This is a genomic window from Clostridium phoceensis (assembly GCF_001244495.1).
GTDB lineage: Bacteria > Bacillota > Clostridia > Oscillospirales > Oscillospiraceae > Lawsonibacter > Lawsonibacter asaccharolyticus.
Genome location: NZ_LN866274.1, coordinates 1,747,788 through 1,761,003, shown reverse-complemented (window position 1 = coordinate 1,761,003; position 13,216 = coordinate 1,747,788). Strand labels below are relative to the sequence as shown.

Here is a 13,216-nt window from a genome sequence, read left to right as displayed (position 1 = left end):
CCCCCCGAAGTGGCGGCCAATGGGCCCCCCCCCCACCCCACCCACCCCGTTGCGCTCGAGGGCTTGGCGGCCCGCCTCCGGGTCCTCCCGGGAGTAGCGGCGGGGATAGCCCAGATAGGGGAAGCGCCCGTGGAGGACCAGGCTCCCCGCCGTGATGCCGGGCAGCGGCCGGCTCTGGGGAAGCAGCGCCGCCAACCGGGCAAACTGCTTGGCGGAGAGCCGGGACACGTCCTGCCCCTCTATCCTTACCTCTCCCCGTTCCGGTGCCATCAGCCGGGCCGCCACCCGCAGGAGAGTGGATTTTCCACAGCCATTAGGCCCGGCCAGGACGGTGACCTTCCCCGGCTCAAAGACCAGGGATACGTCCCTCAGTACCGGCAGGCCGCCGTAGCCCGCCGTGATATGGCATAGCTCCATCATGTCCGCCGCCCTCCCCTCTGCCGGAACAGCAGCCACAGAAAGAAGGGGCCGCCCATCAGGGAGAGCAGGATGCCCACTGGCAGCTCAAAGGGGACGAACAGCACCCGGGCCGCCAGGTCACACACTGTCACCAGCGCCGCCCCCAGGAACAGGGAGGCAGCCAGCAGGTACTTGTGTTCCCCCCCTACCAGGAAGCGGGCCGCGTGGGGCACCAGCAGGCCCACGAAGCCCACCAGCCCGGCAAAGCTCACCGCCGCGCCGCACAGCACCGCCGCCAGGGTAAGCAGGAGGTTTCGGGCCGCCCGGGCAGACAGCCCCAGGGACTGGGCCACCTCATCCCCCAGGGTGAGCAGGTCCAGCTCATAGCTCATGGCAAAGGCCCCCGCCCCGGCCAGGAGGGAGAGCAGGGCCGGCACCTTCAGGGCGGCCACTGTCACCCCAGACAGCCGGCCCACCATAAAGCTGCCTGCCCCCAGGGCGGCCTCCGGGAACAGGATGGAGACCGCGTCGATGGCGGCGGAGAGCATGCTGCTGATGGCCACCCCGGCCAGCACCAGGGTGATGCGGCTGGCCCCGGTCCTCCGGGCCAGGGTGTACACCAGCATACACGCCCCCAGCGCCCCCAGGAAAGCTGCCACCGGGACCGCCGTCATAGAGGTCGGAATCAGGGCGGCGCAGAGGACTGCCCCCAGGCCTGCGCCGGCATTCACCCCGATGATATTGGGCCCCGCCAGGGGGTTGCCCAGCACTCCCTGGATGATGACCCCGCCCACCGCCAGGGCACTGCCGCACAGCAGGGCCGCCAGGGTGCGGGGCAGGCGGGCATAGACCACGATATTGTATGCCTGGGTCTCACCGCCCATCAAGGCGGTCAGGATCTCTGAAAACGGGACTTGGGTGGAGCCGAAGCTCATGCTCAGCAGAGCCGCCCCCAGACTGGCCAGAGCCAGCAGGAGGATGATCCCCCACTTACGCGCCGCCGTATAGGATGTCGGCAAGGACTTCATAGCTCTCTCCCCATCGCGCATTAGGCTTGTAGTGGAACAGGGCCTTGTCCAGGATATGGACCCGCCCCTCTTTCACCGCCGCAAGGGACTCCCAAGCCGGGTCGCTGTGGAACAGCTCCGTCAGGCTGTCCAGCGCCTTCTCCGTGCTGGAGCCCATGGTGGTCACGAAGATATGGTCCGGGTCCGCCGCCAGGATGGACTCCATCTGGATCTCCTCCAGCAGTCCGCTGTCGCTGTCCGCGATGTTGATACAGCCCAGATCCTTCAGCATCACGCCGGTGATATTGTCGCTGTTCTTGGCCCGGACGCCGGTGGAGTAGGCCCGCAGCAGCAGGACCGTGGGGTGCTCCCCCTCCGGGACACGGGCAAGCGCCCGGTCGATCTCTGCCTGGATATCCAGCCCGTTGGCCTGATACAGGTCATCCCGCCCCGTCAGACGGGTGCAGATCTCCAGCATGGAGAGGTAGTCGGAGAAGGACTCCACCTTGAACCAAGCGGCGGGAATGCCGGCCGCAGCCAGGGGCTCCGCCAGCGCCAGCTGGCCGTCCAGATCGGGAGTCAGGAGCACCAGGTCAGGCTGGGCGGCGAAAAGCGCCTCCAGCTCCGGGGTCTGGTTGGAGCCCACGTTGGTCACATCCTCCCCCAGCTCCAGCCCCCGCTCATCGTAGGCGTCCTGGGTCACCGCTGCCAGCGTGTCCTCCCCTCCTGCCAGGACCCAGGTCTCCGCGTAGCTGCCGATCAGGGCTGCCACCCGCTGGGGCGCTTCCTCCAGGGTAATGGTACTGCCCAAGCTGTCCGTGAAGCTCACAGAGCTCCCCATCTCCCCGTCCGCCGACGCGGGGGACACCGCCCTTCCGCCAGGAGCGGCGCAGGCGCAGAGGGACAGCAGACAGAGTGCGGTAACCAGGGATATGGATCGTTTCATCATCATCTGGGATTTCCTTTCTTTTCAGAAGCCTGGGTCCGGAGCCCCAGACCGAATGACCGGCCCCATTTTACCACAAGATCTCCCCAGATGCCACAAAAATCTTTTCTTTCCACGGTCTGAAAGGACTTTTCTCCCCCATGCTCCCGGGATGCGGGTCCGGCTGCCTCAATGCTGTGCGCCCGCCGCGGCCTGGAGCCGCGGCGGGCGCTGTCTCTCTCTTTTCGATCAGGATACGAATCTGACGGACCGGGAGCTCATACCGGCTCCAGGGGCAGGGCCATCAGCTGGGCCATCTTCTCCCTGGCCGCTCCGTCCAGGGGCCGGAAGGGGGCGCGGCAGAAGCCGCAGTCCACCCCCCGCAGGGTCCAGCCGTATTTCATGGCGTTGAAAATGCCCAGCTTCACCGTCTCCTCCACCCGGAGATTGATGGCGTGCTGCCAGCGGTAGGCCTGGGCCATGTCCCCCCGGTCAAAGGCGTCCCGCACCCGGTGGAACAGGGGGGCAAACAGGTTGACCGTGGTACCGATGGTGGCGCAGGAGCCCATAGCCAGAGCTCCCAGCAGCTGCTCGTCAAAGCCGTTGATCAGGGCCTTGCCAGGGAATGCCTGCCCCATCCGCTCCAGGCTGTACAGGTTGGTGGAGGTGTGCTTGATGCCTACGATGTTCTCGTTGGACAGCAGCCGTCCCGCGTTTTCCTTGCTGAACTCCACTCCGGTGAACTGGGGAATGTTATAGACGATGGCGGGCACATCGGGGATGGCCCGGATCACGTCCTCGTAGTAGCCCATGATCTCGTCCATGGAAAACTTATAGTAGTAGGGCGGGATCATGGACACCGCCAGGGCCCCGGCGGACATGGCGTGCCGCGCCAGGTCCACCACATCCCGGGTGCGGATGGTGCCTACATGGGAGATAACGGGCACCCGCCCGTCCGCCGCCTTGAGCACGTGCTCCAGCACCTGCTTGCGCTCCTCCAGGGTGAGCAGCAGCCCCTCCCCCGAGGACCCGCAGCAGTAGAAGCCCTCCGCGCCGTCCTGGATCTGGAGCTCTACGATGCGCTCCAGGGCCTCATAATTGACGCTCTCGTCCTCGTTGGTGGGGGTGATGAGGGCCGACCAGATCTTTTGGAACTGCTCCGGCTTCACGTTTACCATGCTGTCCAGCCCCCGTCGATCACCAGATTGGAACCCGTCATAAAGGAGGACGCCTGGGAGGCCAGGAAGATCAGGGCGCCGTTGTACTCATTCTCCTGAGACATGCGGCCCATGGGCATCCGGGCGCAGAAGTTGGCCTGGAAGATCTCGTCCTGGGTGTCCCGCCACACGCCGGCGGGGGTGAGGGTGTTGACCCGGATGCCCTGCTTGCCCCAGTAGGTGGCCAGGTAGCGGGTCAGGTTGTAGATGCCGGACTTGGCGGCAGAGTAGGCCACCGGCTTGATGAAGGGGACGCCGGTCATCTCCTTCTTATAGGCATAGATGTCCTGGATGGGAGAGAGCATGCCATAGATGGAGCCCACATTGATGATGGAGCCGCCCTTGCCCGCCTTGACCATCCGGGCGCCCACCGCCTGGCAGGCCAGGAAGGTGCCTACCAGGTTCACATCCACTACTTCCCGGAAAATCTCCTCCGGGAAGTTCTCAAAGGGACCGGACACCTCCGGAGGCGCAGAGGGCTGAGTGTCGATGCCGGCGTTGTTCACCAGCACGTCAGGGGCGTCCCCCCAGACCGCTTCCATGTCGTCCAGGGCGGCGTTCATCTCCTCCTTCTTAGTGATGTCCACAGAGTAAAAACGCAGAGCGGAGGTCTTCAGGGCCTCCTCCCCCAGGGTCTTGGCGATGCGCTCGTCGTTGACGGTGCGGCCCCACACGGCCACCCTGGCACCCCGCTTCCAGAGCTCCTGGACGAAATTCTTGCCGATCTGCCCCAGGCCGCCGGTGACGATGCAGATCTTATTTTCTACGCTGAACAGTTGATCGCTCATGATGTGATGTACTCCTCTCTAACAATTGGATGATTTGGAACAGGGGACGTTCTCAGCTCAGCAGGGCGTTTGGCAGGGCCGTAACGATCCCCGGTATATAGGTTACCAGAATCAGCGTTAAAATCAAGGGGACCAGGAAGGGCAGGATGGATCGATACAGCCGTTCCAGCTTCAGCTTGTTTACGTCGGAGATGACGAACAGGCACACGCCGAAGGGCGGGGTCACCTGACCGATCATCAGGTTGAGCACCACCATGACGCCGAAGTGGACCAGGTCCAGCCCCAGGCCGTTGGCAATGGGCAGCAGCACAGGGAGCATCAGGGTCAGGATGGCGCCGGGCTCCATCACCATGCCCAGGACGAGCAGCAGGACGTTGATGACCAGCAGGACCACGTTGGGATTGCTGCTGATGCCCAGGATCACATCAGCGAACTGGCGGGAGATGCCCTCCATTGCCATGACGTAGGTGAACAGGGTAGAGGTGCCGATGATGAACAGGGTGTTGGCAGAGGAGATGGCGGAGTCCTTCAGGCACTTCTTGAAGCTCTTCCAGTCCAGGGTCCGGTAGAGGAAGAGGGCGATCAGCAGGGAGTAGATAACCGCAATGGAAGACGCCTCTGTAGGGGTGAACCAGCCCACCACGAAGCCACACAGGATGATGACCGGGGTGATGAGGGCGGGGATGGAGCCCAGGAACTGGCGGATCAGGGCCCGCAGGCGGAAGGGGTGGCGCTCATACCTGCGCACGATGGCGAAGTAAAGGACCATCACCATGAGCAGTACGCCCATCAGCAGGCCGGGCACCACGCCGCCCATGAACAGCTGGTCCACACTGACGCTGGCCACACTTCCGTAGATGATCAGGGGGATGGAGGGCGGGAAGATGGGTCCGATGACGGAGGAGGCCGCGGTGACGGCGCCGGCGAAGTCCTCGTCATAGCCGTTCTTTTTCATGGCCTCCATCTCAATGGCGCCCAAGCCGCCGGCGTCGGCCACGGCGGAGCCGGACATGCCGGCGAAAATGATGCTGGCCACCACGTTGGCATGGCCCAGGCCGCCGGGGATCCAGCCCACCAGCTCTTTGGCCGTATCAAAGATCTTCTCCGTGATCTTGCCTGCATTCATCAGGTTGCCCGCCAGAATGAACAGGGGCACTGCGATCAGCAGGAAAGAGTCGATGCCGCTGACCATCTTCTGGCCGATGACCACCAAGGGATACCCCAGAGACAGGCACCCCAGCACGGCGGAGGCACCGATGGAGATGCTGATAGGGACACCAATGACCAGAAGGAGCACAAACGCTATCAGAAAAATTACCATATCCGTGTCCCTCCCTTATACCTGCGCCCGGCTGCCTCGGGCCTTTTCTGCCACGTGCTCCGCCATCTGCCGCAGAGACTCCAGCGCCATATAGGCTCCAGCCAGGCACATGGGGAAATACTGCACCGTATAGGGCACCGGGATAGTGAAGGTGGAATAGGTGCGGGTGCTGACATAGGGATACTGGGCGGCGAAGGCGACGACCATCACCACGCCCAGCAGCAGGCTGAACAGCTTGTTGGCGAAGTACAGCACCTCGTACACCGGGCCCTTGGTGCGGGCGACAAGGAAGTCCAGGCGCATCAGGCCGCTGTCCCGGTACAGGGGGATCAGACCGATAAAGGCCATCCACAGGAAGAGGATGCCGCACAGCTGCACGTTCCCGCCAAAGGACTGGCCCAGGAAGTTACGGCGGAGCAGCTCCACCACGATGACCAGCACCAGGGCCGCAATGGTGAGCATGCAGATCACTTCCGCGCCCTTGGCCACCCCTTTGGATATCTTGTTACACAATTTCATACGATTTCTCCCCTCTACAAAGGACAGCTGCATAGGCAGGGGCCTATGCAGCTGTCAGCGCAGATTTTGTTTGGATCAGCGCACCTCCGCCAGGATGGCGTCCAGCAGCTCCTGGTCGTACCAGCTCTCATCCTTATACTGATCATAGTAGGCGTCGCCGCCCAGCGCGTCCTTGAAGGACTGGACATCAGGCTCGAAGTCGAACTCCACGCCGGCGTCCTGCAGAGTCTTGGTGGCGGTCTCGTTGTCGGCGGCGATGGTGTCAAAGCTGTACTTGACAGCTGCCTTGGCCTGTTCCTTCAGGATCTCCTGTACGGCGGGGTCCAGGCCGTTCCAGGTGTTGGCGTTGGCGGCCATGGTGCAGCCCATCCACATGTAGTTGATGTTGGAGAAGTATTTGATGTCGTCATAAGTGGCGTTGGCGACCAGGTGATAGGTGGCATTATCCTGGGCCTCGGCGGTGCCATTGGACAGGGCCAGGGCCAGCTCAGGCAGAGCCAGGGCCACGGGGGTGGCGCCCAGAGCCTGCCACACGTCCAGGTACAGCTGGCTCTCAGGCACGCGGATCTTCAGGCCCTGCACGTCGGCGGCGGTGTGGACGGGCCGGTTGGTGGTGGAGATGTGGCGCATGCCGTTATCGCCCTCGGCCAGGAAGACCAGGCCGAACTCCTCGAGGCCGGAGAAGATCTGCTCACCGATCTCGCTGTTGGTCACCTCATAGGCCTGCTCCGCGCTGTCAAACAGGAAGGGCAGGTCCAGCACCTTGGCTTTCTCATAGAAGGAGGTAAAACCGGAGGTGCCGGCAAAGATCAGGTCGATGGTGCCCATGCGGGTGGACTCGATGGATTCGGCGTCGCTGCCCAGCTCGTTGGAGTGGTGGACATCCAGGGTGATGGCGCCGTCAGATGCCTCGTTCACCAGACGGGCGTACTCAATGATTGTCTTAGTGGGGACGGAGTTCTCGTTGCCGGGGGAATAGATGGTCAGCTCAATGGGCTCGATGCCGCCGGAGGCGGGAGTGCTGGCGGCTGGAGTGCTGCCGCCGGCAGGAGTGCTGTTGTTTCCGCAGGCAGCCAGGGAAAAGGCCATGGCGCCGGCCAGCACAAGGGAAGCAAGTTTTTTCATTACAGGATCCTCCTTATCGTTGTGTCCGAAGCTACATACCACCGTCCTCCCTTTCGTCAGACGGACGATTGTATGACATCTGACTATAGTATATTAAGACTGTATTAAGATGTCAATGGAAAAAGCCGACAAAATTCCTCTCTCATTTTTGTGCTAATTTCCGCTCTGCTCTCTCTTTTTCTCAAATTTCTCAACATATTGTACAAAGCCGGTTTTCCCCTGGACCCCGCCCGTCTTCCTGGCACGTCCAAAACACCGCTGCCTGAGCCGGACCGTGTCCTCTTCTCTGCCGGGACACAGAAGAAATCCCCCAGCCGCACCGGTACGGCTGGGGGTCTCAAACTGCCGGGCTGGGCAGTTCCGATTATTTTGTCTCGTGTCCCGGGGCATGGATGTTCTGGGTCAGATCCTCCTGGACCTTGTCCAGATGGGCCCGCATCTCCCGCTCCGCCTGGGCGGCATCCCGGGCCAGGATGGCGTTCATAATATTGCTGTGGGGCATGACCGCGTTCTTCACGTTCTGCTCCACCTGGAAGGTCTTGCTGCGGAAGGTCTGCATTCCCTGGCACACATGGCTGTTGATCTCGATCATCAGTGCGTTCCCGCTGCTCTCCACGATGGCGCTGTGGAACTGCTCGTCCAGGCGGCCGATCATAGCCGCGTCCCCCTCCTGAATGGCGCTTAGGAAGCTACGGTGGATGTTCTCCAGGCGGCGGATATCCTCGGTGTTGCATCGCTCCGCCATCCGCCGGGCCGCCATAGGCTCCAGCGCCGTGCGGATCTCGATGGAGTCCCGCAGTTCCCGCTCGTTCTCCACCAGCCAGTCGATGGCCCCGATATCCCGCTCTGCAGGGTTCTCCGCCACAAAGGCCCCCCGTCCCGGCTTGATCTCCACCACACCCTTGGCCTGGAGCAGCCGGAATGCCTCCCGCACAGTGCCACGGCCCACCCCCAGGCGCTGGCACAGCTCCATCTCCGGCGGCAGCTTTTTCCCAGGCTGATACTGCTCCTCCTGGATCAGCTCTCTGATCCTCTCCTCTACCTGCTGGACAATGGGGACCCTGGAAATGGGTTCCATATGCCTCACCTCCGCCTGTCTTTTGGGCATGTCATTGTTTTTATTCTACAACCCGATGCCCTATACGTCAAGGATTTCTTTCTTTTGTATGACAATTATTGTTCTTTGTATGACATTTTTCTCTTTTCATCTCCCATCCCCAGCTCTTGCCAAGGCCGGAAAAAGCGTCTACAATAGAGAAAAGACACCTGCCGCCGGGTCCCGGTCCGGCCCGCTCAGAAAGGAGCCCGCCATGAAACCCAGAGCCTACTATCAGCCCTATCAGTCCGGCCTGCTGCTGGCCCAGGCCTTCTCCCCCTCCAAGACGCCACTGCTCCGCATGGAGCACCTGCGCCAGCTGGACTTTCCCATCAGCCGGGAGATCTCCTACGAGCGCACCGTGGATGAATTCCTCCTCCAGCTGGCGGTAAATGATGCCCTGCGGGCCCTGCGCAGCCGGAAGGACATGGTGATCCTCCTCAACGAGGAGGGCGCCCTCATCCGGGAGGACTGGCACTGGTCCCTGCTCTTCACCCCCAACCGCAGCGAGAAGCGGACCCTGGGTGACTCCTCCGACCTCTATCAGGTCCTGTGCAGCCTGGCTCAGCGCCGGCAGGACGGTGAGGTCTGCCGGGTGGCGGTGCCCGACCGGAGCCTGAAGACCCTGGTCTCCGGTTCCGACCCCTTCTGCATCCTGGACGAGTTCTGCAAATCTCAGCCCGGGGGCTATCTGGCAGTGGCCCAGAACATCGTGCTGGAGGGGACGGACCACCTGTTCCGCCATGTCCCCGTCTGCCGCTACCGGGTTCTGTCTACGGTAGACCTGGGGGAGATCGAGAACTACCACGCCATCAAGACCCTGCTGGACGAGTACATCTATGCATATGACCACCGGGACGCAGGGAAGGACGCCCCCAAGCCAATCTCCATCGCCGTCTTCGGACCTCCTGGCTCCGGCAAGTCCTTCGGCGTCAAGCAGATCGCCCTGAGCCGGGGCAGGTTCCGCATCACCTCCCTGAACCTGTCCCAGTACGACTCGGTCCCCCAGCTCTTCCACGCCCTCCATCAGGCTCTGCGCTATGAAGACGGGCTGATCCCCCTGATCTTCTTCGACGAGTTTGACTCCGAGCTGGGCGGGGTCTCCCGGGGCTGGCTGAAGTATTTCCTGGCCCCCATGCAGGACGGGGAATACACCCTGGACGGCAGCCCCCTGCCCATCCCGGGGGCGGTCTTTGTCTTTGCGGGTGCCACCGCCTCCTCCTTCTCGGAATTTCTTCCCCAGGCCCCGGAGGACGTGCACCGCTTCCAGGCCATCAAGGGCCCCGATTTCGTCAGCCGCCTCAAAGGCATCCTGGACATCAAGGGCCCCAACCCCACCTGCGTTACCGACAAAAAGCACATCATCCGCCGTGCTATGCTGCTGCGCAGCCTGATCCTGAAAAACGTGAAGGGTATCTGCCACCCGGATACTGGACGGGTGGACATCTCCCGGGGCCTGCTGTGCGCTCTGCTGAGGGTGTCGGAGTACCGCCATGGGGCCCGGTCCATTGAATTTATCCTGGGTATGAGCCGGCTGGCTGGCGCAAGCCGGTACACCCCCTCCTGCCTTCCCCTGGCTGCCCAGCTGGACATCCATGTGGATGTCCAGGACTTTATGCGCAAGCTGTCCTTTGAGCAGATGATGGGGGAGGCGGTGGAACAGTACGCCTTCACTGCCCACGAGAAGTACCGCCAGAAGCACCTGGCCGACGCCCAGGCCCGGGGTGCCACCCCCAAGGAGCTCTCCCTGGTGCGGCAGGAACCGGAGATGGCGGACTGGAGCGACCTGGACGAGTTCTACAAGGAGGGCCACCGCTCCCAGATCCGCTATCTGGGGGAGCGGCTGGAGTCTTTCAACATGAGCATCGGCCTGCGCCCCGTCCTTCCCGGGGCCGCGGACACCATCATGGATCTCTACGGCCCAGTGTTGGAACAGCTCTCTGAGCTGGAGCACGAGCGCTGGATGAAGGACAAGCGGGCTGACGGCTGGCGCTACGGCAAGCGGGACAGCGAGCTGAAACTCCACCCAGACATGCGGCCCTATCAGGAGCTGGACGAGTCCACCAAGGAGTTCATCCGGATGTCCGTCCGCAACGTCCCCGACTACCTGAAAGAGATCGGCTACGAGCTGTACCGGAAGTCCTTCTGAGTTTTTTTGCAGTTCGGCTGTTTTTCTGGTATGGATCTCTTTTCCCAGGCAATACTACTGCTGAGGTGAGATTTTATGCCTAAGAACAGCCAGCAGGACCAAAAGCAGGCCCGGCAGAAGAAGAACAGCAAGGGCGCCCAGGCCCAGGGCACGCAGTGCCGGGACCGGGATCAGCGCCAGTCCTCCGACCCCGCGATGTGAAAAACCGGCGGCTGCCCACAGGCAGCCGCCGGTTTCCGCTTTTCAGCGCCTCTCCTGGTATCCTTTCCCTCCAGGTCCGGCCTGTGCTCCTTTCGGCCAGCTTCCCCTCCCCTTTCCCGGAAAAAGGGTGCGGTCACGCCTGTCACCCCTCTCCCGTCCCCGGAATAGGATAGGGCAGCCCAAACCGAAAGGAGGAAAGCCGAGCTTGTTCGGCTCTTCATATGGAATCCTTCCACTGCTTCTCTTCCGAACCCTTCTCCCCCGACGCCGCCCAGTCCCGTGCCTCCAGCGGCCAGACCCCTGTGATCCCCCTGCCTGACCCCGGAGAGGGCGGTCCTGTGGCGCCCGACATCGGGGGTACTCCGGTGATCCCTCTCCCAAATCCGGGAGAGGGCGGTCCCGTGGCCCCAGGAGGCGGCATCGGCATGGTCCCCGGCTGGCCCCGCTGGAGCAGCATCCGCTTTCTCAACGCGGCCCGCTCCTATCCCCCCTTCCGCATCTTCATCGGCAGCACGCTGGCGGTTCGCTCTCTGGAGTTCACCGCAGTCTCCTCTTACCGCCGGATGGCTTCCGGATACCGGTCCGTCACCGTGTCGGGCCAGGACGGCTACATCTACCTGCAAAAGACCCTGCCCTTCCAGGACAACGCCCCTGTCACCGTAGCAGTGGTCCAGACCGCCGGCGGCCTGGACCTGGTCCCCATCTCCGATGTGTGCTGCCCCCCCACCGGCGCTCTGTCCAACTTCCGGATGAGCAACCTGGCCTACAACAGCCAGCCCCTGGACCTCCTTCTGGCCGACGGCCGGGTGGTCTATACCGACGTGCAATTCAAGGAGACCACCTATTTCAAGCAGATCCGCCCCGGGACCTACCAGTTCTATCTGGCGGAGACCAACCTTCTCCCCATGCCCAGCTACCTGGACATCGAAACCATGGACTCCGCCTTCATCGGGATGGCGCCCCCCTTCTCTGCCTTGGCCTCCCTCCAGCTGGAGGCGGCGCCCAGGTCCACCTACACCCTGTATGTCCTCAGCGGGGGCTCCGGCTCCAACGAGATCCAGACCCTGGTGGTGACAGACCGCTGACTCTCCCGGCAGACAAAGGTCCTACCTTTCCAGTAAAGGCCCCGCGGGCGGATGCTATCCGCCCGCGGGGCCTTTGGCCTCAACAGCGCCCGCTGGGGGCGGTCTCCTATTTCTTGATCTCCTCCCAGTAGCGTCGGGCGGCCTGCTCTGTCTTGTTGTCCCCGTACTGATAATATTTTCTGTCTTTCAGCTCATTGGGCAGGTACTGCTGCCGCACCCAGTGGCCCGGGAAGTTATGGGGGTAGAGGTAGCCCTGCTCCCGCTCCATCCCCGCCGAGTCGGCATGGACATTCTGGAGCTCCCGTGGGATGTCCCCCGCCAGTCCTGCCTTCACGTCGGCCATAGCCGCGTCAATGGCCATGCAGGCCGTGTTGGACTTGGGAGCGGTTGCCAGAAGGATGGCCGCCTGGGCCAGCGGCAGCCTTGCCTCAGGCAGCCCCAGCTGAAGGGCGCTGTCCACGCAGGCCTTTACGATGGGCACCGCCTGGGGATAGGCCAGGCCGATGTCCTCACTGGCAGAGCAGAGGATGCGGCGGATGGCCGTGATCAGGTCCCCCGCCTCCAGCAGCCGGGCCAGATAATGGACCGCCGCATCCGGGTCTGAACCTCGCATAGATTTCATCAGGGCGGAGGCAATATCAAAGTGATTGTCCCCCTCCCGATCATACCGCATAGCGGACTTCTGGGCCGCCGTCTGGGCGTCCGACAAAGTGACAAGGAATTTTCCTTGCTCCCTTTTCGCCGCCGAGGCCAGCAGCTCCAGGGCGTTCATGGCCTTTCGGATGTCACCGCCGCAGGAGGCAGCAATGTGCTCCCGCACCCCCTCCTCCAGCACCAATCCGCCCCCCAGGCGCCCCTCCAGGATGGACACCCCTCGGTCGATGGCGGGCAGGGCGTCCTCCGCGGTGATGGGCTTGAACTCGAACACGGTGGACCGGGAGAGCACTGCCCCGAACACGTAGAAAAAGGGGTTCTCCGTGGTGGAGGCAATGAGGGTGATCTTGCCGTTCTCCATGAACTCCAGCAGGGACTGCTGCTGCTTCTTGTTGAAATACTGGATCTCATCCAGGTAAAGGAGAACTCCTTCCGGGGCCATCAGGGTCCCGATGTCTGCGATGATCTCTTTGATGTCACTGATGGATGCGGTAGTGGCGTTCAGCCGGTGCAGGGGCCGGTTGGTCCGCCGGGCGATGATGTTGGCCACCGTGGTCTTTCCGGTACCCGAGGGACCGTAAAAGATCAGGTTGGGGATGTCACCCCCCTCGATGATCCGGCGGAGCAGGCCCTCCCTGCCTAAAATATGCTTCTGCCCCACCACTTCATCCAGGGTCTGGGGCCGTATCTCATCTGCCAATGGCCGGTAAGCCATTCCAACACTCCCTTT

13 protein-coding genes are annotated in these 13,216 nt (G+C 62.7%); 3 read left to right on the top strand and 10 right to left on the bottom strand.

Annotated features, from left to right (window positions below):
* The 9 genes from BN1969_RS18245 to BN1969_RS17945 form a co-directional block, all read right to left on the bottom strand.
* On the bottom strand, positions 1-420 hold a 420-nt coding region (locus tag BN1969_RS18245; protein WP_187120339.1), incomplete at its 3' end, for an ATP-binding cassette domain-containing protein.
* Positions 417-1,427, bottom strand: a complete 1,011-nt coding sequence (locus BN1969_RS09300) for a FecCD family ABC transporter permease (RefSeq protein WP_050624050.1) — start codon at positions 1,425-1,427, stop codon at positions 417-419. The genes BN1969_RS18245 and BN1969_RS09300, both read right to left, overlap by 4 nt.
* Entirely contained in the window at positions 1,390-2,358 is a 969-nt protein-coding gene (locus BN1969_RS09295) for an ABC transporter substrate-binding protein (protein WP_242850317.1), read from the bottom strand. Before BN1969_RS09295 ends, BN1969_RS09300 begins: the two co-directional genes overlap by 38 nt.
* 251 nt (positions 2,359-2,609) lie before the next feature.
* On the bottom strand, positions 2,610-3,509 hold the full coding sequence (locus tag BN1969_RS09290) for a dihydrodipicolinate synthase family protein (RefSeq protein ID WP_050624049.1): 900 nt from the start codon (positions 3,507-3,509) through the stop codon (positions 2,610-2,612).
* Positions 3,503-4,336 (bottom strand): SDR family oxidoreductase, encoded by an 834-nt coding sequence (locus BN1969_RS09285; RefSeq protein WP_050624048.1) that lies wholly within the window; start codon positions 4,334-4,336, stop codon positions 3,503-3,505. The genes BN1969_RS09290 and BN1969_RS09285 overlap by 7 nt, the downstream gene beginning before the upstream one ends.
* Positions 4,337-4,388: 52 nt before the next feature.
* On the bottom strand, positions 4,389-5,657 hold the full coding sequence (locus BN1969_RS09280) for a TRAP transporter large permease (protein ID WP_050624047.1): 1,269 nt from the start codon (positions 5,655-5,657) through the stop codon (positions 4,389-4,391).
* Positions 5,658-5,672: 15 nt separating this feature from the next.
* The gene (locus BN1969_RS09275) at positions 5,673-6,176 is read right to left on the bottom strand and encodes a TRAP transporter small permease (RefSeq protein ID WP_050624046.1); all 504 of its coding nucleotides are present in this window, start codon (positions 6,174-6,176) and stop codon (positions 5,673-5,675) included.
* A gap of 75 nt (positions 6,177-6,251) precedes the next feature.
* Positions 6,252-7,301: a TRAP transporter substrate-binding protein gene (locus BN1969_RS09270; protein ID WP_050624045.1), complete on the bottom strand. Its 1,050-nt coding sequence runs from the start codon at positions 7,299-7,301 to the stop codon at positions 6,252-6,254.
* A 364-nt stretch (positions 7,302-7,665) separates the two neighbouring features.
* The gene (locus tag BN1969_RS17945) at positions 7,666-8,379 is read right to left on the bottom strand and encodes a FadR/GntR family transcriptional regulator (RefSeq protein WP_050624044.1); all 714 of its coding nucleotides are present in this window, start codon (positions 8,377-8,379) and stop codon (positions 7,666-7,668) included.
* Positions 8,380-8,611: 232 nt separating this feature from the next.
* On the opposite strand from BN1969_RS17945, the gene BN1969_RS09260 reads away from it, so the two are divergent.
* The 3 genes from BN1969_RS09260 (at position 8,612) to BN1969_RS09255 (ending at position 11,832) form a co-directional block, all read left to right on the top strand.
* Positions 8,612-10,546 carry a RyR domain-containing protein gene (locus BN1969_RS09260; protein ID WP_050624043.1) on the top strand — a complete coding sequence of 645 codons (1,935 nt, stop codon included), beginning with the start codon at positions 8,612-8,614 and terminating at the stop codon, positions 10,544-10,546.
* A gap of 75 nt (positions 10,547-10,621) precedes the next feature.
* Positions 10,622-10,747, top strand: a complete 126-nt coding sequence (locus BN1969_RS18890) for a hypothetical protein (RefSeq protein WP_256183478.1) — start codon at positions 10,622-10,624, stop codon at positions 10,745-10,747.
* A gap of 221 nt (positions 10,748-10,968) precedes the next feature.
* Positions 10,969-11,832 carry a DUF4397 domain-containing protein gene (locus BN1969_RS09255; protein ID WP_050624042.1) on the top strand — a complete coding sequence of 288 codons (864 nt, stop codon included), beginning with the start codon at positions 10,969-10,971 and terminating at the stop codon, positions 11,830-11,832.
* Between the two features lie 106 nt (positions 11,833-11,938).
* On the opposite strand, the gene BN1969_RS09250 is transcribed toward BN1969_RS09255, so the two are convergent.
* Positions 11,939-13,201, bottom strand: a complete 1,263-nt coding sequence (locus BN1969_RS09250; RefSeq protein WP_050624041.1) for a replication-associated recombination protein A — start codon at positions 13,199-13,201, stop codon at positions 11,939-11,941.
* Positions 13,202-13,216 lie beyond the last annotated feature (15 nt).